The sequence below is a fragment of the Bradyrhizobium sp. CCBAU 53338 genome, assembly GCF_015291665.1.
GTDB lineage: Bacteria > Pseudomonadota > Alphaproteobacteria > Rhizobiales > Xanthobacteraceae > Bradyrhizobium.
This window is the reverse complement of sequence record NZ_CP030048.1, coordinates 3765006-3789414: the sequence shown is the minus strand read 5'-3', so window position 1 is coordinate 3789414 and position 24409 is coordinate 3765006. Positions and strand designations below refer to the sequence as shown.

Sequence of the window (24409 nt, the reverse complement as noted above, 5' to 3'; positions counted from 1 at the left end):
ATTCGCTTGGCTGCGCCAAGGCCTTAAGGCATCCGCTGCCGGGCTTTAGTTATGCTCCGGTCCTGTTATATACCACCGCCTCCAATGCATAGGCCCTGCCAAGAATGACCGATTCCGTCGTCACCCGCTTTGCCCCCTCGCCGACCGGCTTCCTCCATATCGGAGGCGCCCGCACCGCGCTGTTCAACTGGCTCTACGCGAAGAAGCACGGCGGCAGGATGCTGCTCCGGATCGAGGACACCGACCGGGAGCGCTCCACCGAGGCCGCGATCGGCGCGATCCTGGACGGGCTGAAATGGCTGGAGCTCGGCTGGGATGGCGACGTCATCTACCAGTTCAGCCGCGCCGCCCGTCACCGCGAAGTCGCCGAGCAGCTGCTCGCCGACGGCAAGGCCTATCGCTGCTACGCTACCGCGGAGGAGCTCGCCGCCATGCGCGAGAAGGCGCGCAGCGAGGGCCGCACCCGCCTCTATGACGGCATGTGGCGCGACCGCGATCCCGCGACTGCCCCGTCCGACGTCAAGCCGACCATCCGCCTGCGCGCGCCGCAGACCGGCGAGACCGTGATCGAGGACCAGGTTCAGGGCCGCGTGGTCTGGCAGAACGAGAATCTCGACGACCTCGTCCTGCTGCGCGGCGATGGCAACCCGACCTACATGCTCGCGGTGGTCGTGGACGACCACGACATGGGCGTCACCCACGTCATTCGCGGAGACGACCATCTGATCAATGCCGCGCGCCAGAAGCAGATCTACGACGCGATGGGCTGGGCGCTGCCGAGCATGTCGCACATCCCCCTCATCCACGGGCCCGACGGCTCGAAACTGTCCAAGCGCCACGGCGCGCTCGGCGTCGACGCGTACCGCGCCATGGGGTACCTCCCGGCCGCCTTGCGCAACTACCTTGTCCGCCTCGGCTGGAGCCATGGCGACCAGGAAATCTTCTCGACCGAGGAGATGATCGCCGCGTTCGATCTCGCCAGCGTCGGCCGTGCCGCCGCCCGCTTCGATTTCGCCAAGCTCGAGAACCTCAACGGCCATTACATCCGCCACGCCGACGATCAATCACTCGTGAAAATGTTCGGAGATGTGCTCGACCACGTCGTGCCTGCTCGCGACGAGATTAAAGCCAAGTTGAACGATACCACGCGCGCCCAGCTGCTCAAGGCCATGCCGGCTTTGAAGGAGCGCGCCAAGACGCTGATCGAGCTGATCGACGGCGCTGATTTCATCTTCGCCGACCGGCCTTTGCAGCTCGATCCGAAAGCGGTCGCCCTGCTGACGCCTGGCAACCGCAAGCTGATCGGCCAGCTTCATTCCGCGCTGGAGAATGTCGAGACCTGGAGCGGCGCCGCCACGGAAGCTGCACTACGCGCATTCGCGGAGGAAAATAGTCTCAAGCTCGGCGCCGTCGCCCAGCCGCTGCGTGCGGCGCTGACCGGCCGCACCACCTCGCCCGGTATTTTTGAGGTTTTGGACGTGCTGGGACGCCAGGAGAGCCTCGCCCGGCTCGAGGATCAGGCCAAGGACGAACCTAAGACGTAAGTAGGCCATGGCTGCCATGATCTTGCAGCGCACACAGCAATAATATACCCATCTCCCCGTACATTCTGGAACATCCGGCCTGCCCCATTTTCTCCCTTGGGGGATTCCGGCTCCGGCCCGTTTCACCACACATCGGGGACCTACGATGGACGCAAAACCAAGCAACAAGACCGCCACGCTGACGGTCGGAAACAAGAATTACGATCTTCCGATTCACAGCGGCAGCGTCGGACCTGATGTCATCGATATCGGCAAGCTGTACGGCCAGTCCGGCCTGTTCACTTACGATCCCGGCTTTACCTCGACCGCGAGCTGCCAGTCCAAGATCACCTATATCGACGGTGACGCGGGCGTGTTGGAATACCGCGGCTACCCGATCGAACAGCTCGCCGAGAACGGCGACTTCCTCGAGACCTGCTACCTGCTGCTCTACGGGAACCTGCCGACCGCCGCACAGAAGAAGGATTTCGACGACCGCGTGATCCATCACACGATGGTGCACGAGCAGATGGCCCGCTTCTTCCAGGGCTTCCGCCGCGACGCCCATCCGATGGCGGTGATGGTGGCTTCGGTCGGCGCGCTCGCCGCGTTCTACCACGACTCGACCGACATCAACGATCCCAAGCAGCGCATGATCGCTTCCATGCGCATGATCGCGAAGATCCCGACACTGGCGGCGATGGCCTACAAGTACACGGTCGGCCAGCCCTTCGTGTATCCGAAGAACTCGCTCACCTTCGCCGAGAACTTCCTCAACATGTGCTTCGCGGTGCCGTGCGAGGAGTACAAGATCAACCCGGTGCTCGCCGATGCGCTGGACAAGATCTTCATCCTGCATGCCGACCACGAGCAGAACGCCTCGACCTCGACGGTGCGCATCGCGGGCTCCTCAGGCGCCAACCCGTTCGCCTGCATCGCCGCCGGCATCGCCTGCCTCTGGGGCCCGGCACATGGCGGCGCCAACGAAGCTGCGCTTGCGATGCTTGCCGAGATCGGCAGCGTGGACAAGATCCCCGAGTTCATCGCCAAGGTGAAGGACAAGAACTCTGAAGTCCGCCTGATGGGCTTCGGTCACCGCGTCTACAAGAACTACGATCCGCGCGCCAAGATCATGCAGAAGATGTGTCACGCCGTGCTCAAGGAGACCGGCCATGGCGACGATCCGATGCTGAAGGTGGCGCTCGAGCTCGAGAAGATCGCGCTGAGCGACCAGTACTTCATCGACCGCAAGCTTTACCCGAACGTCGACTTCTATTCGGGCATCACGCTGAAGGCGATGGGCTTCCCGGTCTCGATGTTCACCGTGCTGTTCGCGGTCGCCCGCACCGTCGGCTGGATCAGCCAGTGGAGCGAGATGATCGAGGACCCGCAGCAGAAGATCGGCCGTCCGCGCCAGCTCTACACCGGCGTCACCCGCCGCGACTACGTCGCGATGAAGGATCGCAAGTAAGTCCGAGCCGATACGGCTTTCGAAACGGCGCCATCTTGCGATGGCGCCGTTTTTGCTTGCGCACCCTACGAACTGATGAGGCCGCCGCTCGTCTTGTGCCGCGCACAACAACAAGTCCACGCATCACGCCGACGAGTGCTTGACAGTTGAAACGCTCCGCAGGCAAATTCTTACACTAAGTAAGAATGACGACAGGGATGGAAATGCCGGAGCAGCCGAGAAGTCGGCGGCAGACACGTGCTGCCATTTTGACTCACTTGCTTCAGTCCGGCGGCTCGTTCCGGCCTCCGCTGGCGAAGGCCGTGCGCCTGTCCGAGGCGAGCCTGTCGCGTATTCTGTTCGACCTGAAGGCCGAAGGCCTGATCGAGGAAGTCCGGCGCCCTGCCCCTTATGTCGGCGGCCCGACTGGTCTCGTCTCACTCGACGGCACCGTGGCGCTGGGCGCTCTCGAGCTCACCGGCCAATGGCTCAGCGTCGGCGTCGGCGGCCTGTCGGGCGAGTTGCGTTACACCGAGCGCGTGCCGCTGCCGAAGAAGCCGACGGTCGAATCCGTCGGCCGGGTGTTTCGCGAGGCACTCACCTTGCTGCGCGACTGGACGCAGCGCCGCCACATCAGGCTCTCGCAGGTGGGCATAACGGTTCCAGGCCTCGGCCGCCTCAGCGTTTCAGGCAATCCGATCATTCCCTGTGACGTCGAGCGCATCGGCGGCATGTTCGGCGAAATGTTCCCCAGTGTGCCTGTCGCCTTCATCAATTCGGTGGTGGCGCACGCCACCTTTCATCGTTGTCGCTCGGACAGCTATCCGTTCAGCGATCCACACCTGTTCGTTTTCGTCGGCCAGGGCGTCGCCGGCGCCTGGGTGGACGATCCGATCGAAGATGACGCGCTCGATCCGGTCGAGCTCGGCCACATGGTGTTTGGAACCGACGGCCCCCGCTGCCGCTGCGGTCATCATGGCTGCGTCGAAGCCTATACGTCGCTGCCGGCGCTGGCCGAACTGCTGCGCACCACCGAAGCGGAATTGCTCCAGCTCGGCCCTGACTGGGTGACCGCGATCCCTCTCTCGTCCCGGGTGCGCCAGGAGTTGCGCCAGCGCCTCATCCGGCTCGGCCTCGCGATCGGCAACACGTTGAACGTCAAGCCATGCCGCGGCGTTGTCGTCAGCGGCTGGCCATCGCTGCTCGCGGAGGACGATCGAAAAGCCATCGTCGACGGCATCGACGCGTGTCTCCTCGGCGGACGGAAACACGCGCAGGTGTCGCTCGCCTTCGTGCCGCCCTCGAACGGGAACGATCCGCAGGCAGCCCTCGCCTTCGCTGCATTCTGCCTGGCGAGATCTGGCGGCATGCCGGCCGCGTCGACGGAGGCCGCCTGACATGACTTGAGCCGCGTGCGGCTCGCGCACGCCAACAACAGCGCCAAAATGGCGCAAACAACTTCACACCCGGGAGGAACTGCCATGCCAATTACAACAACAAGGCGTCGTCTGCTCGCTGGATCTGCTGCCGCACTCGCACTGCCGGCCTTTGCCCGCGCGCAAGGCGCGGTCAAGCCGCGCCTCACCGCAATCTCGCAATGGTCCGCGGGCAGCGACGGTGCTGCGATCACGGCGCTCGGCAAGAAGTTCGAGGAAAAGGGCGGCATCTGGCAGCACTCGCCCGTTCCCGGCTTCACCACCGAGATGATGAACAAGCTGCGTGCGCAGATCATCGCCGGCGATCCGCCGGCCTGCTCGCAGCTCAAGGGCCCCGAGATCGCCGCCTGGTCGAAGATTGCCCCGACCGTCGATCTCGACTCCCTGGTCGCGGCTGCCGGCTATGAAAAGGTTGTCGCGCCGGACCTTGCCAAATTGCACAAGCCGGCCGGCAAGTGGATCGCGCTGCCGCTGCAGATCTACAGCACCAACATGCTGTTTCTCTCCAAGCGCGGGATGGACAAGGCCAAGGCCGACAAGGTCCCCGTCACTTGGGCCGACTTCAACGAACTTGCCGAGAAGATGAAGTCGGCCGGAATGGCTTATCCCCTCGCCAACGGTGGCACCCGTCCCGACGACGGGCAGAAGTTCGAGGCTTCCTTCGCCGGCATCAGCCCGACGGCATACCGCACCGCCATCATGAATCTTGACAAGAAGGCGCTGCAGGGCCCGGAGATCAAGGCAGCCTTCGCACAGACGCGCAAGATTGCCGACTGGTGTGACCCCAATGTCGGCGCTCAGCCCTATGCCACCAATCTGAAGCGCTTCGTCGACGGCGACATGGGCATGTTGATCATGGGCGGCTGGGCGCAGGGCGTGCTCAAAAACGCCGGCTTCAAGTTCGACGACTTCACTATCGTTCCAGGCCCCAGCGACAACGGCAAGCCGGTGTTCCTGTTGAATGCCGATGCTTTCATCTTCTGGCAGCGCAAGGAGGCCGATCTGCAGGCGGGCCAGACGCTGATGGCGCAGCTGGTGATGGATCCGGCGATCCAGACCATGTATTCGCAAATCACGGGGTCGATCCCCGTGCGCACCGATGTCGATCTGTCCGGTGCAGGCTGGTCCGACGGTCAGCGGCGCACCGCCGCAGCGCTGAAGGACGCCGTCGCCAGCAATCAGGCCGTCCTGAGCCTTGCGCACAACATGGCGCAGGAAAACGGCCTGACCGCCGCGATGATCGACGTCATCACCGAATATGTGAAGAACAAGACGATCAAGCCGGAGGAGGCCGTCACCCGCCTCGCCGACGCCGTCGAGAGCTCGCGTTGAGCAACGCCGTCTCGACAGCAACGCAACCGGGCCGGCCGGCGACCTCTGAGATGGTACGCCGACTGCCTGAATTTCTGATGATCTGGGTGCCGCTGCTGTTGTCGGCAGCGCACCTCATTTCGTTTTCGATCTGGACGATCTGGATTTCGTTCACGCCATCCACCCTCATTCCGGTCTCCGGCTGGGTGGGCCTGCACAACTACACCGCGGTCCTCGCATCGCGGAATTGGCAGATCGCCTTCGACAATCTTCTGCTGTTCGGCATCGCCTTCGTGCTGTTCAGCTTGATGACGGGCCTCGTGCTCGCGATCCTGCTCGACCAGCGCATTCGCGCCGAGAACGTGCTGCGGTCCATTTTCCTGTACCCGCTGGCGGTATCGTTCGTCGTCACCGGCACGGTCTGGAGCTGGTTGCTCAATCCCGGCATCGGGATCGAGAAGCTCGTCCATGACCTCGGCTGGACCACCTTCCATTTCGACTGGCTGGTGAACCGCGACATGGCGATCTGGACCATCGTCATCGCTGCGGTCTGGCAGTCCTCGGGCTTCGCCATGGCCCTCTTCCTGGCCGGTCTTCGCTCCGTCGACGCCGACATCATCAAGGCCGCGCAGATCGACGGCGCCGGACCGATCCGAACCTATTGGCGCGTCGTCCTGCCGACGCTCTGGCCGATCACCATCACGGTCATCGTGATCCAGCTGCAATTTGCGATCTCGGCCTTCGACCTCGTCCGCGCGCTCACCAACGGCGGACCTGGAATCGCGACCCAGCTACCGGCCCTCGTCGTCTATGATCTGATGTTCCAGCGTAGCCAGCTCGGCCGCGGCGCGGCGGCGGCGGTTCTGATGTTGCTCATCCTTCTCGCGGTGCTGCTGCCCTATGCGGCGTGGCGTTATGTCCAGCGGCGGCAGGCCAACCATGCGTGAAAGCAGCTTCGCGCCGAGCCGCGTCCTGATCTATCTCGTCGTGTCGTTGCTCGCGGCCGCCTGGCTCGCGCCGCTCGTCGTCGTCGTCCTGAATTCGCTCCGCACCAACGAGGAGATCGCGCAGGGGTCGATGATCGGCTGGCCGCAACATTTCGCCTGGGGCAACTACGCCCTGGCCTGGGGCGGCTTCTGCGTCGCCGAGAGCTGCAACGGCATCCGGCCGTACATGCTGAACTCCGCGCTCATCACGATTCCCGCGACAATCCTTTCCACCCTGCTGGGCGCAGTCGCCGGTTACGCCGTGTCGCTCTGGCGCTTTCGCGGCGACAACTGGATCTACGGTATCGTCACCCTCGGCCTCTTTCTGCCGCAGCAGATGCGCCTCCTGCCCTGGACCATCGTGCTGCGCGACATCGGGCTCATCAACACGCTGACGGGCCTCGTGCTGATTCACACGATCCAGGGGCTCTCCTTCACCGTGCTGTTCTGCCGGAACTACTATGTCGCCATTCCGCACGAGTTGATCAGGGCCGCGCGCATCGACGGCGCCGGGTTCTTTCGGATCTTCTGGCGCATCATTCTGCCGCTCTCGCCTCCCATCCTGATCGTCACCGTGATCTGGCAGTTCACGCACATCTGGAACGAGTTCCTCTTTGGCGTGACCTTCACGACCGGCCAGCAGCAGCCCGTCACGGCCGCACTCATCGCGCTGTCGGCCGCGGTCGCGGACATCCCGCAACACGGCGTGCAGAGCGCCGCGGTGATCATCGCCGCGCTGCCCACACTGTTGGTCTATCTCCTCGGCGGCAGGTATTTCGTACGCGGCCTCACTGCCGGGGCCGTGAAATGATGGATGAATCATGGCAGCACTGAGCATTCGCGCCCTGTCGAAGCGCTACGCCAATCTGGAGGTGCTGAAAGGCATCGACCTCGACATCGAGAGCGGCGAATTCACCGTGCTGGTCGGCCCCTCCGGCTGCGGCAAGTCCACGCTTCTCAACATCATCGCCGGGCTCGATCGCGCGAGCGACGGTACGATCGAGATCGGCGGACGGGTGGTCAATGACGTGCCGCCGAAGGACCGCGACATCGCCATGGTGTTCCAGTCCTACGCGCTGTACCCGTCGATGACGGTGCGCCAGAACATCACGTTCGGCATGGAATGCCGGGGCGTCGCCAAGGCCGAGCAGGAAAAGGCACTGGCGAATGTGGCCAGACTGCTCCAGATCGAGCCGCTGCTTGCCCGCAAGCCGTCGCAACTGTCCGGCGGCCAGCGCCAGCGTGTCGCGATGGGGCGCGCGCTGGTGCGCGATCCCCTGCTCTTCCTGTTCGACGAGCCACTCTCCAATCTCGACGCCAAGCTGCGCGTCGAGATGCGCATGGAGATCAAGCGGCTGCACCAGCGCATCGGCGCCACCATCATCTATGTCACCCACGACCAGATCGAGGCGATGACGATGGCAACGCGCATTGCCGTGATGCATCGGGGCGTGGTGCAGCAGTTCGCTGACCCTGACACGGTGTACCGCTATCCCGCCAATTTGTTCGTCGCCCGCTTCATGGGCTCGCCGCCGATGAACACGATGCCGGCCCGGCTCGAGGCAGAGGGCGGCGGGCCCGTGGCGGTGATCGGCGCCGGCCGGCCGGACGAGGTGCGTCTCCGCCTGCAAGGCTACGAGGCAGCCGCATCCTATCTCGGCCGCGAGGTGGTGCTCGGGATCAGGCCGGAATGCATCGCCGAGGGCGACCGATTGTTCTCTGGCGCTGCGGGCGCGCCCGTCATCGTCACCGCGCCGGTCGAGCTGGTCGAGCCCACTGGCGCCGAGACCATCGTTCTGCTGCGGCTCGGCGGCGAACCCGCGCAGGCGCGCATCTCGCCGGACATCCGGCCCGTACCGGGCGCAACCGCCTCCTTCGCGCTGGATACCCGCCGCATTTGCCTGTTCGACCCCGAGACGGAGCGACTGATCGCATGACCCAGACGACCTATGCCGACCTCGCCAATCGCGTGGTGGTGATCACCGGAGGCGCGAGCGGCATCGGTGCCGCCTTTACGCGCGCGTTCGCCGCTCAGGGCTCCCGCGTCGCCTTCCTCGACCTCGATACGCAGGCTGGCGAAGCGCTGGCGCAGGATGTGGCGAAGAGCTCCGGCATTGCACCGCTGTTCGTGCCTTGCGATCTCATGGATATCGACGCCCTGCGCGCCGCGCTGGCGAAGGTGCACGCATCGCTTGGCGATGCCGCGGTCCTCGTCAACAACGCCGCCAATGACCAGCGCCAGGTGCTTTCGGACGTGACGCCGGCGGACTTCGACTGGATGATCGGGGTCAATTTCAAGCACGTGTTCTTTGCCGCGCAGGCGGTGGTGCCGCAGATGCAGGCGCGTGGCGGCGGCTCGATCATCAACATGTCGTCGGTGGCCTGGATGCGCGGCGCGCCGGCGCTGCCGGTCTACGCCGGCGCCAAGGCGGCCATCGTCGGCTTCACCAATTCGCTCGGCCGCAAGTTCGGCGCCGACCGCATTCGCGTCAACGCGATCGCGCCGGGGATGGTGATCACCGAGCGGCAGCGCAAGCTGTGGTATCCGGACGAGAAGGTCATCACCGAGATGCGCACGCGCCAGGCCATTCCCGATGCGGTGACGCCTGAGGATATCGCCGACATGGCGCTCTACCTCGCCTCCGACGCGAGCCGGCGCATCACGTGCCAGTGCTTCCGGGTGGACGGCGGGCTCGCCTAACCGGCGTGCCCCTTCCGCATCGTCGCGAGCACGATGTCGGCGGCGAGCACGCTCGGCGATGTGTTGCCGGTCGACATGATGGTGTCGAGCTGCGCGAAGGCTTCGACCTGTTGCCGGCGCATTGGCGTCTCCGTCAGCACCTCGGACAGGGCGCTCGCGAGCTTTTCCGGCGTGCAGTCTTCCTGCAAATATTCGGGGATCACGTCCTTGCCGATCACGAGATTGGCGAGGATCACCGAGGAGACCTGGATCGCACGGCGCAGGATGAACGCCTCCATCGCGCCGACGCGATAGGCCGTCACCATCGGGATGCCTGACAGCGCCAGCTCCAGCGTCACGGTGCCCGACTTCGCCAGCGCCGCACGCGCGATGCGAAATGCGGCGCGCTTCTCGGCCTCGCCGACCACGATCTGCGGCTTGACCGGCCAGCTCGCGACACCCGCACGGATGGTGGCTTCGAGATGCGACATGGTCGGCAGCATCAATTCGAACGCGACGCCATCGGACCGCAACCGCCCGAGTGCCGCGCCAAACACGTCCAGATGATGCCGGATCTCGCTGCGACGGCTGCCCGGCAGCACCAGCAGCACCGGCGTTTCAGCCTCGCGGCGCTTTTGCTCGTCCGCACCAGGCCGAAGCGAGGACAACTGCTCGATCAGGGGATGGCCGACATAGCTGCAAGGCGGCCCGCCGAGCTTGCGGTATTCCTCCGGCTCGAACGGGAGCAGACCGAGCACATGATCGACATAGCCGAGCATGGCGCGCGCGCGGCCCGGCCGCCACGCCCAGACCGAGGGCGAAACGTAGTCGATCACGGGGATCGCCGGATTTTTCGCTCGCACACGGCGCGCCACGCGATGGGTGAAGTCGGGACTGTCGATGATGACGAGCGCGTCCGGAGCAGCCTCCGTCACGGCATCCGCGGTCTCGTGGATCAGCCGCAGGATCTTCGGCAGCTGCTGCACCACCGCGGCAAGACCGACGATCGACAGCTCCTCGATCGGAAACAGCGTCTCCAGCCCCTCGCGCGCCATGGTGCGGCCGCCGACGCCCTCGAACTGCACGCCGTCGCCGAGGCGCTGGCGAAGCACCTTCATCAGTGCAGAGCCGAGCCGGTCGCCGGATTCCTCCGTCGCGATCAGAAAAATCTTCCGCTTGGGATCGCGAACCTGCATCACACGGGCAAACCGACGATGAAGAGATATTTGGCGTCGGCGAGCGCGATCATCGCCTGCGGCTCGGCGGCGATGGTGTTGCCGGCGATGACGGCGACGCCGGCAAGGCCGGCCCTGGCGACGCCCTCGATCGTGCGCGCGCCGATCGTCGGCAGGTCGAAGCGCAGATCCTGGCCGCTCTTCGGCGCCTTCACTAGCACGCCACGTCCCGTGGCGGCACGGATGCGGCCCTCCTCGCGCAGCCGCGCCACGCGCGCCAGCAGCGCATCTGTGCCTTCGATGTCCTCGACCGCCACCACATGGCTGTCGATCACCACCGCGGCCTGCCCGATGTCGAATGGTCCGAGCGCGGTCAGCACCGCGCGCCCGCGTTCGATGTCGCCCTTGGCATTTTCGGCCGGCCAGGCGCGGGTGATGCACCCCTCGGGCATCAGCAGGTCGGGCGCGACGTCCTTGATGCCGACCATGCGAAAGCCGTCCTGCTCGAGGATCCGCCCGACGCCGGACAACAGATGATCGTCGCCGCCGCGGAAGGCACGGATGACGTTGCCGAGCAATCGCAGCGTCTTGACGTCGAAGCGGATCTCCGTGAGCGAGGGCCGCACCAGCGTGCCGATGAAGATCAGGTCGCGGCAGCCCTCCTCGCGGAACAGCCGCATGGCCCGGCCGAGCTGGCCGACCGAGATCCAGCGATGGCGGAATTTCTCGACCTGCGCCGGATCGCACGCGCCGCGCAGCGGAAACAGCACCGGGGTGATGCCGCGCGCGGCGAGCGACTCTGCGACCGCGAACGGCATTGCGCCCCCGCCTGCGACCACGCCGACCGGTGATGAAATCGCAGGAGCCGCCGATGTCATGTCCGCGGCCATCGCAGCATCACTTCTCGATAGCCGGGAGGCAGAGCGGGCGCTTGCCCTTGCCGATGAAGCCGAGGATCTCGGCGATCGCGGGATCTTCGCTCTCGAGCGGCCGCACCGACTCCAGCCGCTCGGCGAACGTGCCGGGGCCGTGGAAGAGCTTCTGGTAGAACGCCCGCACGGTCGCAAGCCGCTGCTTGGTGAACTTGCGCCGCTTCATCCCGATAAGGTTGAGGCTCTCGAGCGCCGCATATTGGCCGTTGGCGAGCCCATACGGGATGATGTCGTCGCGCACGCCCGAGAGGCCGCCGACCATCACATAGGAGCCGATGCGGGTGAACTGATGCACCGCGGACAGCCCACCGATATAGACGGCATCGCCGATCTCGCAATGGCCGCCGAGCGTCGCCGAGGTCGCGAAGATCGCGTTGTTGCCGACCACGCAGTCATGGCCGACATGGCTGTTGTTCATGAAGTAGCCGTCGTTGCCGACGCGCGTCTTGCCCCCGCCCTTGACGGTGCCGACATTCATCGTCGCACCCTCGCGGATGGTGTTGCCGGACCCGATGTCGAGCGTGGTCGGCTCGCCCTTGTAGCTGAGATCCTGCGGCGCGCCGCCGAGCACTGCGAACGGCGAGATCACGCAGGCGTCGCCGACCGTGGTGTGGCCGATGACGGTGACCTGTCCAAGCAGCCTGCAATTGGCCCCGATCCGGGCATTGCGACCGATGATGCAAAAGGGCCCGATCTCGGTGCCCTCGCCGATCACGGCGCCGTCTTCCACCCGCGCGGTGGGGTCGATCTTACTCATCAAAAAGGTCTGGCTATGTGTTGAACTTGCTCGGCTTTCCGGTGGTTAGCGCGACTGCGCCCGATCTGTCCAGTGACGTATGATCTCGGCCTGTTGCAGAGGCCGGCTGAACGAGCCGCGCCGCTTGCGTCAACGACCTCATCCAACACTTGAACGGACGAGACGCCGTTCTCAGTCGGTCAGCATGGCTCCGACGTCGGCTTCGGCGACGACCTGGCCGTTGACCTTGGCGTCACCGTGAAACCACCACATCGCCTTGCGGCGGCCGAGCGAGCGCATGTGATACTCGATGGTATCGCCGGGAAGCACCGGTTTGCGGAACTTGCATTTGTCGATGGTGAGGAAATACACCGCCCGCGGCTTCTCGGTGCCCTCGACCGACTTGATGCCGATCACGCCGGCGGTCTGCGCCATCGCCTCGATCATCATGACACCGGGATAGACCGGGCGTTCGGGGAAATGCCCCTGGAAGGCCGGCTCGTTGAAGGTGACGTTCTTGATGCCGATGCCGCTGTAGTCGGCCCGGATATTGATGACACGGTCGATCAGCAGCATCGGAAAACGGTGCGGCAACGTCTGGAGGATCGCATTGATGTCCACCAGCTCGAACTTAACAGGTGATTCCGCCGTCATTCCCGTCCCTCATCCTTCGGATCGGCCTTGCCGTCGCGTACCAGGCGCTCCACTGCGATGATTTCCTTGAACCATTGTTTGGTGGGCTTGGCAAAGAAACCGCCCCAGCGACCGTTCGGCGGGATGTCGTCCTTGACGCCGCTCATCGCGGTGACCTGGGCCCCGTCGCCGATCTTGAGGTGATTGTTGATGCCAACCTTTGCTCCCAGCGCCACGTTGTCGCCGATGGTCAGGCTGCCCGCGAGCCCGATCTGGGCCGCCAGCAGGCAATTCCGGCCAATCGTCACATTGTGGCCGATCTGGACCTGATTGTCGATTTTGGTGCCCTCCCCGATCACGGTGTCGCGCAAGGACCCGCGATCGATGGTGGTGCCGGCGCCGACTTCCACGTTGTTCTGGATCAGCACGCGGCCGGTCTGGGGCACTTTCAGATGGCCTTCAGGGCCGAAGAAGATGAAGCCATAGCCGTCCTGACCGATCGAGCAGCCGGGATGGATCAGCACGTTGTTGCCGATCAGCGCGCACTGGATGGCTGTGCGGGCACCGACATTGCAGTCCCGTCCGATCTTGACGCCGGGACCAAGCACCACGCCGGCGCCGATCACGGTGCCGCTGCCGATCTCGACGTCAGGGCCGATGACGGTCAGCGGCTCGACGATCACGTCGTCCTCGAGCCGCGCCGAGGGATCGATGATGGCCGATGGTGCAATGCCGTCATTGCCGAACCAGGACTGCGGGCGCAGCGCGTCGCCATGCCATTCCCGGGCAATGCCGACAAAGGCGCGGAACGGCTGTGCCGCCCGCAGCACCGCCACATGCGGAGGCACCTGTGCCTCGAAGCGGGGGCTGACCAGGCAGGCGCCGGCCTTGGTCGCCTTCAGCTCGTCGGCGTATTTGAGGTTGTCGAAGAACGCCAAATGCATCGGGCCGGCTTCGTCGAGCGAAGCAAGACCCGTGATGACATGACCGCCCCTGCTGGGATCGACCAGCTGGGCCTTGGTCTGCGCGGCGATGTCCGCCAGCGTCGAGGCTGGAGGTTTTTTGAAGAAGGTCGGCTGCGCCATTCCACCCCGTCGCGGTCCGGCTTCGGCATGAAGCGGTCAGGCCGCATCATGCCTTATCTCACGGATTGAGCACGATCTTTTTGGCGACCGGCCTCGAGGAAACTGCCCAGAGGCCGGGTCATGCCCTGTTCGAATTAGAACGACGTGCCACCGCCGAACCGGAATTCCTGCACGCGGTCATACTTGCCCTTGGTGAGCGGCACCGCGTAGTCGAAGCGCAGCGGACCGAACGGCGAGGCCCAGATCAGACCGACACCGACCGACGACCGGATGACCTTGCTGTCGTCGTAAACCAGGCCGGTACAGGTTCCCGTGGAATTCGGATTGACGGTCGACGGCGTACAGGACGAGTTCGCGGTCGTGGTCATTTCGTTGGTTACAGACCACGTCGTGGGGCCCTTGTAGTCGTAGAGACCACCGGCGTCGGCGTAGACCGCACCCTTCAGACCCACTTCCTTCGGCAGGAACCAGAACGGCATCTGCAACTCGAGCGAAGCGCCCCAGTACTTGGTGCCGCCGAGCGCGTCCTGCGTGCCGTAGGGGTTGAGGTCGCGCGGGCCAATGCCGTTCGGCGCGAAGCCTCGGACGAGATTCGGGCCCATCTGGAAGTGATCCAGCATGCGCAGGTCGTCGCTGCCGATCTTGTTCAGGATACCGCCCTGGACGTGGAGCACGCCGACGAGGTCGGACACCAGCGACTGGTAGTACTTCGCATCGGCCACGGTCTTCAGGTAGGAGACGTCGCCGCCCACGCCGGCGAAGTCCTGCCTGAAGTCGACGAGCAGGCCGTCGGTCGGGTTCTTGTTGTTGTCGAGCGTGTTGTAGGTCAGCGTGTAGCCGAGCGCCGACGTCAGCGTCTTGCCGCTCGCAAGCTCCTTGCGCACCGGCAGCGAGGCTTCGCCGTCGCTGTAGCAGCCGAGGCCACTCGTCGAGCTAAGGTCGATCGGCGGCGTCTGCGTCGCAGCAAAGGCCGGGCTCGGGTTGAATGCCGACGAACCAAGGACGTTGTTGCAGTTCGCCAGGTAGTACGGCAGCGAGATTTCCTGCTGGTAGATCGAATAACGCAGCTGGAGCGCCAGGTCCTCGCGCAGCTGGAAGCCGAGGCGTGGGCTGAAGCCCAGCGTCTTGGTGCCGTAGGAGATGTAGCTGTTGGACAGCTGGGTGCGCTGATAGAGGTCGAGGCCGAGCGCGACGCGATAGTCGAGCAGATAGGGCTCGACGAACGACAGCGAGTAGCCGCGGGCATACTGGCCATAGGTCACCGAGGCCTTGGCGAACAGGCCGCGGCCGAGCAGGTTGCGCTCGGAGACCGAGACTTCGGCCAGCGCACCGTCGGTCGTGGAGTAGCCGCCCGAGACCGAGAAGTCGCCGGTCGACTTCTCTTCGAGATCGACGACCAGGATGACGCGGTCGCTGGAGGAGCCCGGCTCCGTCGTGATCTTCACGGTCTTGAAGTAGTCGAGGTTCTTCAGGCGGCGCTCGGCGCGGTCGACCAGCGCGCGGTTGTAGGCATCGCCCTCCGAAATATCGAACTCGCGGCGGATCACATAGTCGCGGGTACGGGTGTTGCCGCGGATGTTGATGCGCTCGATATAGGTGCGCGGGCCCTCGTCGACGTTGAACACGACGGAGACGGTGTGGGCGTCGAAATTGCGATCGCCACCCGGACGCACCATCGCGAAGGCGTAGCCGCGACGCGAGGCCTCGATCTGCATGTCCTCGACCGATTTCTCGACCGATTCGACGTTGTAGAGCGAACCGACATTGACGCGCGAGAAGGAGCGCAACGTGCTTGGGTCGAAGTTCGCGATGCTGGTGCGGAAATCGACGCTGCCGACGCGGTACTGCTGGCCTTCCTCGATCTTGAAGGTGACGTTGAAGCCCTTCTTGGCCGGATCGTATTCGGTGAGCGCGGCCACGACCTGAACGTCGGCGAAGCCGTTCTTCAGGTAGAAACGGCGAATCAGGTCGCGGTCGGCTTCGACGCGATCAGGATCGTAAACGTCGCCGCTGCCGAGGAAACTGAGCAGATTCGTCTCGCGCGTCTTGATGACGTCGCGCAGGCGGTAGGACGAGAACGCATTGTTGCCGATGAACTCGATCGACTTCACGCCGGTCTTGGCGCCTTCGTTGATCGTGAAGACGAGATCGACGCGGTTGTTCGGCTGCTCGATGATTTCAGGCACGACGGTGACGTCGTACCGGCCGGAGCGGCGATAGATTTCGGCGATTCGCAGCGTGTCCGACTGCACCATGGCGCGGGAGAACGTGCCGCGGGCCTTCGACTGGACCTCGGCGGTGAGCTGCTCGTCCTTGATCTTCTTGTTGCCTTCGAACGCAATGCGCCCGATCACCGGGTTTTCCACCACGGAGACAATGAGCTGGCCGCCGGCGCCGCGGTTGATCTTCACGTCCTGGAACAGGCCGGTTTCGATCAGCGCCTTGAGGCCGTCATCGATGGCAGCCTGATCGAGGCGACCGCCGGGGCCGGCCTTGAAATAGGACCGGATCGTCTCCACCTCGACGCGGCGATTCCCTTCGACGGAAATCGACTGCACGGTCTGGGCGAGCGCAGACGAAGACACAAAAACAGCCCCAACCGGGGCAATCACCGGCGCGCCGAACATGATCAGGGTTGCGAGCAAGCCCCCCCGGAGTCGCAGTCCAAACTTCATGCGCAACGCGCCCTTATCAACGTACCAGACCCAACCCCAAAGCCGGTCTGGGAGATTCCCCAAGTTCAAGCCGCTTGTAGCCAATTTCCCCGACGCCGCAAACGGCCGAGCGCGCCGTAATTTCAATTTCATTCCAAGACGTTGCTCAACAGCAACGCCACAAAAAAGCCCCTATCAGGACGCCGCCATCCGAAGAATGTCGTTGTAGGTCGCGAACACCATCAGCATCAGCACCAGACCAAGGCCGATTCGGAACCCCATTTCCTGGGTGCGCTCGGACAACGGACGGCCGCGGACCACCTCGGCCGTGTAGAACAGAAGATGACCGCCATCGAGCAGCGGGATCGGGAACAGGTTCAACAGCCCGATCGAGACCGAGAGCACGGCGCACAGATTGATCACGAACTGGAACCCGGCGCTGGCCGCCTGCCCCGACATCTTGGCGATGCCGAGGACACCGCTGACCTCGCTCGGATTGCCCTGCCCCATGAAGAGCGAACCCAGGAACTTGAAGGTGCTGCTGATGATGAACCAGACCTGCTCGCCCCCGATCTTGAGCGCCTCGCCCACCCCGACCGGCGCGGTCGAGACCTCACCCGCCTGGGACTTGTGCTCGACGCCGAGCACGCCGACCCGATGGCGGTTGCCGAACGGATCCTTTCGCTCCAGCAGCGCCGGCGTCGCGGTGAGCGACACCATGCCGCCATCCCGCTTCACCTGGAAAACCAGCGCTGAACCGGCGCTCGTCGCGACGATCCGCTGCATGTCGGCAAAGCTCTCGATCGGCTTGCCGTCGATCTGGATGACGACGTCGCCGATCTTGAAGCCGGCGGCGGCCGCAGCGCCGTCGGCAACGATGCCGTCCACGCGCGCGATCGTGCTCGGCTTGCCGTAATACAGGGCCATGCCTGCGAAAATCAGGGCTCCGAGAATGAAATTGGCAATCGGACCAGCGGCGACGATGGCGGCGCGCGGACCGACCTTCTTGTAGTGGAAGCTGCCGGCGCGCTCCTCTGCCGTCATGGCTGCGAGCGTCTCGGCCGACGGGGTGGACGCCTCACCCTCGTCGCCGAAGAACTTGACGTAGCCGCCGAGCGGGATCGCCGAAATCTTCCAGCGGGTGCCGTGACGGTCGTTGAACCCGACCAGCTCAGGCCCGAACCCGAGCGAAAAGGTTAACACCCGAACGCCGGCCCAGCGCGCGACCAGGAAATGGCCGAGCTCGTGGAAGAACACGACGATGGTCAGGACGAACAGGAACGGAACCGCGTAGCCGAGGAGCCCATGGCTCAACGTATTGAAACTATGGACGAAAAAGTCAGACATCGATTCCCCTCATCCAGCGCCGCAAGGCCCTGGCCCCGAACTACCTAGGATGCCTTTAAGGCAATTTGAGGCAATAGGGCGGCAGCTTTATTTCGCGAAACATGGTCAATGTTTATTGCGTCGTCCGCTGAAGTCATGGGGCCGTGGTTCCCGCCCCGGATCCAGTCCTCCAGCGTCGCCTCGACCAGCCGGGCGATGGCGCCGAACCGGATCTTGCCCGCGATAAAGGCCGCGACCGCGACCTCGTTGGCGGCATTGTACACAGTGGTCGCGCCCTTCCCGTGCCGCAGCGAATCGAAGGCCAAACGTAACCCTGGGAATCGCTCGAAATCCGGCGCCTCGAACGTGAGCTGGCCGATCTTGGCCAGATCGAGCTTGGCCGCCGGACCCTTGATCCGGTCGGGCCAGCCGAGGCAATGGGCGATCGGCGTGCGCATGTCGGGCGAGCCGAGCTGGGCCACCACGGAGCAGTCGGAGAACTCGACCATGCCGTGGATGATCGACTGGGGATGCACCAGCACGTCGATCTCGTCCGGCGACAGTGCGAACAGATAGGAGGCCTCGATCACCTCGAGACCCTTGTTCATCATCGAGGCGGAATCGATCGTGATTTTCTGGCCCATGCTCCAGTTCGGATGCTTCAGGGCCTGCGCGAGGGTGGCTTGCTCGATGTCGGCGCTCTTCCAGGTCCGGAACGGTCCGCCCGAGGCGGTGATGATGACGCGGACCAGTTCGTCGCGATTGCCCGAGGCCAGGGCCTGAAACAGCGCGTTGTGCTCGGAATCAGCCGGCAGGATACAGGCGCCCGCTTTCGCCGCGCGCTGCATGAAGAAATCGCCGGCGCAAACCAGGCATTCCTTGTTGGCGAGCGCGACATGCGCACCGCGATCGACCGCAGCCAGGGCCGGCTTCAATCCGGCCGCGCCGCTGACGGCCGCCATCACCCAATCGGCCGGACGCGCGCCGGCCTCGATCACGGCGCTTTCGCCGGCGCCGCATTCCGTGCTCGTGCCGGCAAGTGCAGCCTTCAGGTCGGCGAGCCTGGTGCTGTCCGCGATCGCGACGTAGCGCGCGGAAAACTCCTTCGCGAGCTTGGCCAGCGCTTCGACATTGCTGTTCGCCGTCAGGGCTTCGACGCGATAGCGCTCGGGCGAAGCGCGCAGCAGATCCATCGTGCTGTCGCCGATCGAGCCGGTGGCGCCGAGAACCGTGACGCTGCGGATGTCCGACACAGCGAGCTTGTTGTTCCGCAAAGGGACTGCGCTCATATCCTCACCAAACCATAAGACCGCTTCCGGCGCTATGCACACCATGGCGGAGAAAACCGATAATCCATGCCACCAGGATGGCGGCGACAAAGCCGTCCAGGCGGTCCAGAAGCCCGCCATGGCCCGGAATTAAGTGACTGGAATCCTTGACGCCGAAGCGTCTTTTGACGGCGGATTCGAACAGATCGCCAGCTTGCGATACCACCGACAGGACGGCGCTGACGAGCAGCAGCGGAACTGCCTTTCCGACGCCGAAAGCCGCAAACCCCGACGCGACGGCAAGGCTCGCCGCAAAACCGCCGAACGCACCCGCCCAGGTCTTCTTGGGACTGACGCGCGGCCACAGCTTCGGTCCGCCGATGCCGCGGCCGGCGAAATACCCGCCGATATCGGTCGCCCACACCACCAGCAGCACGAACATCAGCGCGGAGAAGCCGTTGACCAGATCCTTCCGCACCAGGATCGAGGCCAGCAGCGCCGCCGACGCATAGGCAAATCCGGTCGCGGCCCACATGAACTTGCCGCGTGCGATCAGCATGATGATCGCGCCGCCGACGCAGCCGACGATGATGGCGGTCTTGAGCGCGCCGGCGGCAACGCACAAACCCATCATGGCGATGACGATCGTCCCTGCCCCGGTCAGCGCGGTCGAGCCTGCGCCCACGACCATCAGCCATTCCGCGAACAGTCCGACCGACACCAGGGTCACGAGCAGCGCCCACAGCCAGCCGCCGACGTAGGCAGCACCGATCGCCAACGGCGCCAGCACCAGCGCCGCGAGGACTCGCATCACGAGATTGCTCGGGGCCGGCTTGGTGCCTGCCGGTGCGGTGTCCGATTCGCTCACGAGGCTGATTTCGCGACCAGGCCGCCGAAACGGCGCTCGCGCCTGGCGAATTCGGCGATCGCGCCTTCGAGCGCCGCCTTGTCGAAGTCGGGCCAGTGCACCGGCACGAACACGAGCTCGCTATAGGCGGCCTGCCACATCAGGAAATTCGACAGGCGCTGCTCGCCGCTGGTGCGGATGATGAGATCCGGATCGGGAATGTCGGGCGCATCGAGATGGGCGCCGATTGAATCGGCATCGATCGAGGCAGGATCGCGTTTGCCTTCCGCGACTTCGCGCGCAAGCTTTTGTGCGGCCTTCGCGATCTCCTGCCGCGAGCCGTAATTGAAAGCGACGACGAGCGTGAGACGCGTGTTGTCGCGCGTCAACTCCTCGGCCTCGTTGAGCAGCGCACAGATGTCGCCCTCGAGCCCGTCGCGCTCGCCGATGATGCGGACCTTGACGCCGTCACGATGCAGGCTCGCGAGATCGTTGCGGATGAAGCGGCGGAGCAGACCGAAGAGATCGCCGATCTCGCTCGCCGGGCGCGACCAGTTCTCCGACGAGAACGAGAAGATGGTGAGATAGCGGATGCCGAGCTCATGCGAGGCACGCACCACGCGGCGCAATGCCTCGACGCCGCGGCGGTGTCCCTCCGCCCGCGGCAGGCCGCGCGCCGCCGCCCAGCGCCCGTTGCCATCCATGATGATGGCGACATGCGCAGGCGCGTCGGACCGGTCGGGTCCTTCAGTTGCAGGCGCGGCGGCGTTGGGCATGGAAAAGAAGCCTTAAACGGTGAGGATTTCTTTTTCCTTGGCGGCCAGCAGCTGGTCGATCTCGGTGATGGTGCCGTCGGTCGCCTTCTGCACCTCGTCGGCGTGACGCTTCTGATCGTCCTCCGACATCTCGTGATTCTTCTCGAGCTTCTTCAGCACGTCGAGACCGTCGCGGCGGACGTGGCGCGCGGCGACCTTGGCGGCCTCGGCGTATTTGTGCGCGACCTTGACCAGCTCCTTGCGGCGCTCCTCGTTGAGCTCGGGAATGCGCAGGCGCAGCACCTGGCCTTCGGTCGCAGGCGACAGGCCGAGATTGGAATCGACGATCGCCTTCTCGACCGCCTTGACCATCGACTTGTCCCAGACCTGCACCGAGATCAGGCGCGGCTCCGGCACGCTGACGGTGGCGAGCTGGTTGAGCGGCATGTGACTGCCATAGGCATCGACCTGCACCGGATCGAGCATCGAGGCCGAGGCGCGGCCCGTGCGCAGGCCGCCAAGCTCGTGCTTGAGCGAGGCGACCGCGCCCTGCATGCGGCGCTTCACTTCGTTGAGGTCGAAATTACCCGTGGCCATCACGTTTCTCCTTCAGTAACCCGGCGACCTCACCGCGCCCCTCCCTCGGGGCGCACCCGATGTGCCGTCAGCCGGCGACAACAGTCCCGTGGCCGGCGCCGCGCAGAATCGCGCCGATCGCCCCCGGCTCCGCGATCGAAAATACGATGATAGGCAGCGACGTCTCGCGGGCAAGTGCGAAGGCGGTCGCATCCATCACCTTGTAGCCACCCTCGATCGCCTGCGAATGCGTCAGCCGGTCGAACCGCGTCGCCGTCGGGTCCTTCTTCGGATCCGCCGAGTAGACGCCGTCGACATTGGTCGCCTTCAGCACCGCCTGGGCGCCGATCTCGGCGGCGCGCAGCACGGCCGTCGTGTCCGTGGTGAAGAACGGATTGCCGGTTCCGCCGCCGAGCAGCAGGATGCGGCCCTCGGCAAGGTATTTGTGCGCCGCAATGCGGGTGAACAGCTCGGAGATCTCGGGCATGACGAAGGCAGAGAGCGCCCTCGCCGGCGCGCCCTTGCGCTCGATCGTGGCTTCGAGCGCGAGGCAGTTCATCATGGTGGCAAGCATGCCCATGGTGTCGCCGGTCGGGCGCGACACACCGCGCGAGGAGACCTCGACGCCGCGAAAGATATTGCCGCCACCGATCACGACCGCCACCTCGCATCCGAGCTGGCGGGCGGCGATCAGGTCGTCCGCAACCCGGTCCATGGTCGGCTGGTCGATGCCGAAGCCCTGCTGTCCCGCGAGATATTCGCCGGACAGCTTGATCACGACGCGACGATAGACCGGATCAGTCATGAGCACTTTCCTTGTCCGGGCGCCGCTTCCGGCGGCACGCCGGAAGGAGGTGTTCCGGCGCTTACTTCTTGCCGCTGGCCGCCGCGACCTCGGCCGCGAAGTCCGATTCCTGCTTCTCGATGCCCTCACCGAGAGCATAGCGCACGAAACCGGCGATCTTCACCGGGCCGCCGACCTTGCCTTCGGCTTCCTTCAGCGCCTGCGCCACCGACTTGCCGGTGTCGTGGATGAAGGCCTGCTCGAGCAGGCAGACTTCCTTGTAGTAGGTCTTCAGGCCGGACTCGACGATCTTCTCGATCACGTTCTCCGGCTTGCCCTGCTGGCGGTACTTGTCCGCGAGCACGTCCTTCTCACGCTTCACGACGGCCGGATCGAGGCCGGTCGGGTCGAGCGCGAGCGGGTTGGTGGCGGCGACATGCATCGCGATCTGGCGGCCGAGCGCTGCGAGATCGTCGGCCTTGCCGGGCGATTCCAGCGCAACGAGCACGCCCATCTTGCCGGCGCCGTCGATGACCGCACCGTGGACATAGCTCGACACCACGCCCTGGCTCACTTCGAGCGAAGCGGCCCGGCGCAGCGTCATGTTCTCACCGATGGTGGCGATCGCGTCGTTGATCGCTGCTTCCACCGTGACGTCACCGACCTTGGCAACCTTGATCTTCTCGACGTCGGCGCCGGCGTCGAAAGCGACCTGCGCGACCATCTTCACCAGGCCCTGGAACTGGCCGTTGCGCGCGACGAAGTCGGTCTCGGAGTTGACCTCGACCACGACGCCCTTGGTGCCCTTGGTGAGCGCGCCGATGAGGCCTTCGGCCGCGACGCGGCCCGACTTCTTGGCGGCCTTCGACAGGCCCTTCTTGCGCAGCCAATCCTGCGCCGCTTCCATGTTGCCGTCGTTCTCGGTCAGCGCGGCCTTGCAGTCCATCATGCCTGCGCCGGTGGACTCGCGCAGATCCTTGACCATCGCAGCAGTGATCGTTGCCATCGTTGAAAATCCTTCTTGCCTGCCGGTTCGCCGCGGCGTGGCTCCAATTGCCCCGCCGCGGTCCATCTCAGGAATTCGCGTCAACTGAATGAAATGGCGGCCGGACCCTGTCCGGCCAACGCATCGCTCGTTTTGACTATTCCGCTTCCGCGGTCAGCGCCTTGGCCTTGGCCACCCACGCATCCGCGCGGCTCGGCAGACCGACTTCTTCGCCGATCTTGTGCGCGGTGTCGTGGTCGAGCTCGGCAAGCTGCCAGTAGTGGAAAATGCCGAGGTCGTTGAACTTCTTCTCGATCGCGCCCGAGACGCCCGGAAGCTTCTTGAGGTCGTCGGCGGTGCCGCGGGGACCGGCAAGGCCCTGGAAGCCGCTCGAGGACGCAGCCGGCAGCTCTTCGGCGACCGGACGAACCGAAGCGCCGATGTCGACCCCGGATTCGCCCTGGGCGCGCGAGATGCCGTCGATCGCGGCGCGCGCGATCAGGTCGCAATAGAGCGAGATCGCGCGACCGGCGTCGTCATTGCCCGGCACCACGTAGGTGATGCCCTTCGGATCGGAGTTGGTGTCGACGATCGCGGCGACCGGGATGTTGAGCCGCTGGGCTTCCTGGATCGCGATGTCTTCCTTGTTGGTGTCGATCACGAAGATCAGGTCGGGCAGACCGCCCATGTCCTTGATGCCGCCGAGCGAGCGATCGAGCTTGTCGCGCTCGCGCTGGAGCGTCAGGCGCTCCTTCTTGGTGTAGGAATTGGCTTCGCCGCCGGCCAGCACCTCGTCGAGGTGGCGCAGGCGCTTGATCGAAGCCGAGATCGTCTTCCAGTTGGTCAGCGTGCCGCCGAGCCAGCGCGAATTGACGAAATACTGCGCGCAGCGCTTGGCCGCATCAGCGACGCCGTCCTGCGCCTGGCGTTTGGTGCCGACGAACAGGATGCGGCCACCCTTGGCAACCGTGTCGCTGACGGCCTGGAGGGCCGCGTGCAGCATCGGCACGGTCTGCGCGAGGTCGACGATGTGGATGTTGTTGCGAGCGCCGAAAATGAACGGAGCCATTTTCGGATTCCAGCGGTGAGACTGGTGACCAAAGTGAACACCAGCTTCGAGCAGCTGACGCATAGTGAAATCGGGTAGTGCCATCGTTCTAATTCTCCGGTTGGTTCCTCCGGAAGCGTGTGAGCAAAACGGAGCGTTGTCGCCCCGGCTGCCACCGGACGGCCTTGTGAGCCATGCTTCCGTGTGAGATGGCGCGCT

At 64.8% G+C, this 24409-nt stretch carries 22 protein-coding genes; 8 read left to right on the top strand and 14 right to left on the bottom strand.

What is annotated here, in order from left to right; genetic code table 11:
- Nucleotides 1–104: 104 nt before the first annotated feature.
- From gltX to XH90_RS17735, 8 genes are all read left to right on the top strand, one after another.
- Nucleotides 105–1544, top strand: coding sequence for a glutamate--tRNA ligase (gene gltX, locus XH90_RS17770; protein WP_194475664.1), 1440 nt, complete (start codon nt 105–107; stop codon nt 1542–1544).
- Between the two features lie 145 nt (nt 1545–1689).
- Nucleotides 1690–2994: a citrate synthase gene (gene gltA, locus XH90_RS17765; RefSeq protein ID WP_194475663.1), complete on the top strand. Its 1305-nt coding sequence runs from the start codon at nt 1690–1692 to the stop codon at nt 2992–2994.
- A 197-nt stretch (nt 2995–3191) separates the two neighbouring features.
- Complete coding sequence (locus XH90_RS17760; RefSeq protein WP_194475662.1) at nt 3192–4370, top strand: ROK family transcriptional regulator; 1179 nt, start codon at nt 3192–3194, stop codon at nt 4368–4370.
- 84 nt (nt 4371–4454) lie between these two features.
- On the top strand, nt 4455–5741 hold the full coding sequence (locus XH90_RS17755) for an ABC transporter substrate-binding protein (RefSeq protein ID WP_194475661.1): 1287 nt from the start codon (nt 4455–4457) through the stop codon (nt 5739–5741).
- A 50-nt stretch (nt 5742–5791) separates the two neighbouring features.
- Complete coding sequence (locus tag XH90_RS17750; protein WP_194475660.1) at nt 5792–6667, top strand: carbohydrate ABC transporter permease; 876 nt, start codon at nt 5792–5794, stop codon at nt 6665–6667.
- Complete coding sequence (locus tag XH90_RS17745; RefSeq protein WP_194475659.1) at nt 6660–7517, top strand: carbohydrate ABC transporter permease; 858 nt, start codon at nt 6660–6662, stop codon at nt 7515–7517. Before XH90_RS17750 ends, XH90_RS17745 begins: the two co-directional genes overlap by 8 nt.
- A 10-nt stretch (nt 7518–7527) precedes the next feature.
- Nucleotides 7528–8643, top strand: a complete 1116-nt coding sequence (locus XH90_RS17740; RefSeq protein WP_194475658.1) for an ABC transporter ATP-binding protein — start codon at nt 7528–7530, stop codon at nt 8641–8643.
- Nucleotides 8640–9407, top strand: coding sequence for an SDR family NAD(P)-dependent oxidoreductase (locus XH90_RS17735; protein ID WP_194475657.1), 768 nt, complete (start codon nt 8640–8642; stop codon nt 9405–9407). Before XH90_RS17740 ends, XH90_RS17735 begins: the two co-directional genes overlap by 4 nt.
- Here XH90_RS17735 and lpxB read toward each other — a convergent pair.
- The 14 genes from lpxB to XH90_RS17665 all read right to left on the bottom strand — a co-directional run bounded on the left by lpxB (nt 9404) and on the right by XH90_RS17665 (nt 24295).
- A complete protein-coding gene (lpxB, locus tag XH90_RS17730) occupies nt 9404–10585 on the bottom strand; it encodes a lipid-A-disaccharide synthase (protein WP_194475656.1) in 1182 nt (393 codons plus the stop codon). The two genes, XH90_RS17735 and lpxB, sit on opposite strands and share 4 nt — an antisense overlap.
- Nucleotides 10582–11439, bottom strand: a complete 858-nt coding sequence (locus XH90_RS17725) for an LpxI family protein (RefSeq protein WP_194482722.1) — start codon at nt 11437–11439, stop codon at nt 10582–10584. Before XH90_RS17725 ends, lpxB begins: the two co-directional genes overlap by 4 nt.
- A 19-nt stretch (nt 11440–11458) precedes the next feature.
- Nucleotides 11459–12250: an acyl-ACP--UDP-N-acetylglucosamine O-acyltransferase gene (lpxA, locus tag XH90_RS17720; RefSeq protein WP_194475655.1), complete on the bottom strand. Its 792-nt coding sequence runs from the start codon at nt 12248–12250 to the stop codon at nt 11459–11461.
- Nucleotides 12251–12421: 171 nt separating this feature from the next.
- Entirely contained in the window at nt 12422–12883 is a 462-nt protein-coding gene (gene fabZ / locus XH90_RS17715) for a 3-hydroxyacyl-ACP dehydratase FabZ (protein WP_024341283.1), read from the bottom strand.
- Nucleotides 12880–13947, bottom strand: a complete 1068-nt coding sequence (gene lpxD, locus XH90_RS17710; protein ID WP_194475654.1) for a UDP-3-O-(3-hydroxymyristoyl)glucosamine N-acyltransferase — start codon at nt 13945–13947, stop codon at nt 12880–12882. The genes fabZ and lpxD overlap by 4 nt, the downstream gene beginning before the upstream one ends.
- A gap of 134 nt (nt 13948–14081) precedes the next feature.
- Complete coding sequence (gene bamA / locus XH90_RS17705; protein WP_194475653.1) at nt 14082–16622, bottom strand: outer membrane protein assembly factor BamA; 2541 nt, start codon at nt 16620–16622, stop codon at nt 14082–14084.
- Nucleotides 16623–16796: 174 nt separating this feature from the next.
- Nucleotides 16797–17948 carry an RIP metalloprotease RseP gene (gene rseP, locus XH90_RS17700; RefSeq protein WP_194475652.1) on the bottom strand — a complete coding sequence of 384 codons (1152 nt, stop codon included), beginning with the start codon at nt 17946–17948 and terminating at the stop codon, nt 16797–16799.
- A 44-nt stretch (nt 17949–17992) separates the two neighbouring features.
- Complete coding sequence (gene dxr, locus XH90_RS17695) at nt 17993–19216, bottom strand: 1-deoxy-D-xylulose-5-phosphate reductoisomerase (RefSeq protein WP_194475651.1); 1224 nt, start codon at nt 19214–19216, stop codon at nt 17993–17995.
- A gap of 4 nt (nt 19217–19220) precedes the next feature.
- Nucleotides 19221–20063, bottom strand: coding sequence for a phosphatidate cytidylyltransferase (locus XH90_RS17690; protein WP_246755518.1), 843 nt, complete (start codon nt 20061–20063; stop codon nt 19221–19223).
- On the bottom strand, nt 20060–20818 hold the full coding sequence (locus XH90_RS17685) for an isoprenyl transferase (RefSeq protein WP_194475650.1): 759 nt from the start codon (nt 20816–20818) through the stop codon (nt 20060–20062). Before XH90_RS17685 ends, XH90_RS17690 begins: the two co-directional genes overlap by 4 nt.
- 12 nt (nt 20819–20830) lie before the next feature.
- On the bottom strand, nt 20831–21394 hold the full coding sequence (gene frr, locus XH90_RS17680) for a ribosome recycling factor (protein ID WP_128951567.1): 564 nt from the start codon (nt 21392–21394) through the stop codon (nt 20831–20833).
- Nucleotides 21395–21461: 67 nt separating this feature from the next.
- Nucleotides 21462–22178 (bottom strand): UMP kinase, encoded by a 717-nt coding sequence (pyrH, locus tag XH90_RS17675; RefSeq protein WP_194475649.1) that lies wholly within the window; start codon nt 22176–22178, stop codon nt 21462–21464.
- A 61-nt stretch (nt 22179–22239) separates the two neighbouring features.
- Nucleotides 22240–23163 (bottom strand): translation elongation factor Ts, encoded by a 924-nt coding sequence (tsf, locus tag XH90_RS17670; protein ID WP_194475648.1) that lies wholly within the window; start codon nt 23161–23163, stop codon nt 22240–22242.
- Between the two features lie 136 nt (nt 23164–23299).
- Complete coding sequence (locus tag XH90_RS17665) at nt 23300–24295, bottom strand: 30S ribosomal protein S2 (RefSeq protein WP_194475647.1); 996 nt, start codon at nt 24293–24295, stop codon at nt 23300–23302.
- Nucleotides 24296–24409: the final 114 nt, after the last annotated feature.

Excerpts from the sequence above, each read along its gene's own strand:
- XH90_RS17760 (WP_194475662.1), top strand. The coding sequence starts at position 3,192 with ATGGAAATGCCGGAGCAGCCGAGAAGTCGGCGGCAGACACGTGCTGCC.
- XH90_RS17665 (WP_194475647.1), bottom strand. The coding sequence starts at position 24,295 with ATGGCACTACCCGATTTCACTATGCGTCAGCTGCTCGAAGCTGGTGTT.
- pyrH (WP_194475649.1), bottom strand. The coding sequence starts at position 22,178 with ATGACTGATCCGGTCTATCGTCGCGTCGTGATCAAGCTGTCCGGCGAA.
- tsf (WP_194475648.1), bottom strand. The coding sequence starts at position 23,163 with ATGGCAACGATCACTGCTGCGATGGTCAAGGATCTGCGCGAGTCCACC.
- lpxA (WP_194475655.1), bottom strand. The coding sequence starts at position 12,250 with ATGAGTAAGATCGACCCCACCGCGCGGGTGGAAGACGGCGCCGTGATC.
- XH90_RS17725 (WP_194482722.1), bottom strand. The coding sequence starts at position 11,439 with ATGACATCGGCGGCTCCTGCGATTTCATCACCGGTCGGCGTGGTCGCA.
- XH90_RS17740 (WP_194475658.1), top strand. The coding sequence starts at position 7,528 with ATGGCAGCACTGAGCATTCGCGCCCTGTCGAAGCGCTACGCCAATCTG.
- lpxD (WP_194475654.1), bottom strand. The coding sequence starts at position 13,947 with ATGGCGCAGCCGACCTTCTTCAAAAAACCTCCAGCCTCGACGCTGGCG.
- gltA (WP_194475663.1), top strand. The coding sequence starts at position 1,690 with ATGGACGCAAAACCAAGCAACAAGACCGCCACGCTGACGGTCGGAAAC.
- gltX (WP_194475664.1), top strand. The coding sequence starts at position 105 with ATGACCGATTCCGTCGTCACCCGCTTTGCCCCCTCGCCGACCGGCTTC.
- XH90_RS17750 (WP_194475660.1), top strand. The coding sequence starts at position 5,792 with ATGGTACGCCGACTGCCTGAATTTCTGATGATCTGGGTGCCGCTGCTG.
- bamA (WP_194475653.1), bottom strand. The coding sequence starts at position 16,622 with ATGAAGTTTGGACTGCGACTCCGGGGGGGCTTGCTCGCAACCCTGATC.
- XH90_RS17745 (WP_194475659.1), top strand. The coding sequence starts at position 6,660 with ATGCGTGAAAGCAGCTTCGCGCCGAGCCGCGTCCTGATCTATCTCGTC.
- dxr (WP_194475651.1), bottom strand. The coding sequence starts at position 19,216 with ATGAGCGCAGTCCCTTTGCGGAACAACAAGCTCGCTGTGTCGGACATC.
- XH90_RS17685 (WP_194475650.1), bottom strand. The coding sequence starts at position 20,818 with ATGCCCAACGCCGCCGCGCCTGCAACTGAAGGACCCGACCGGTCCGAC.
- rseP (WP_194475652.1), bottom strand. The coding sequence starts at position 17,948 with ATGTCTGACTTTTTCGTCCATAGTTTCAATACGTTGAGCCATGGGCTC.
- fabZ (WP_024341283.1), bottom strand. The coding sequence starts at position 12,883 with ATGACGGCGGAATCACCTGTTAAGTTCGAGCTGGTGGACATCAATGCG.
- XH90_RS17735 (WP_194475657.1), top strand. The coding sequence starts at position 8,640 with ATGACCCAGACGACCTATGCCGACCTCGCCAATCGCGTGGTGGTGATC.
- frr (WP_128951567.1), bottom strand. The coding sequence starts at position 21,394 with ATGGCCACGGGTAATTTCGACCTCAACGAAGTGAAGCGCCGCATGCAG.
- XH90_RS17755 (WP_194475661.1), top strand. The coding sequence starts at position 4,455 with ATGCCAATTACAACAACAAGGCGTCGTCTGCTCGCTGGATCTGCTGCC.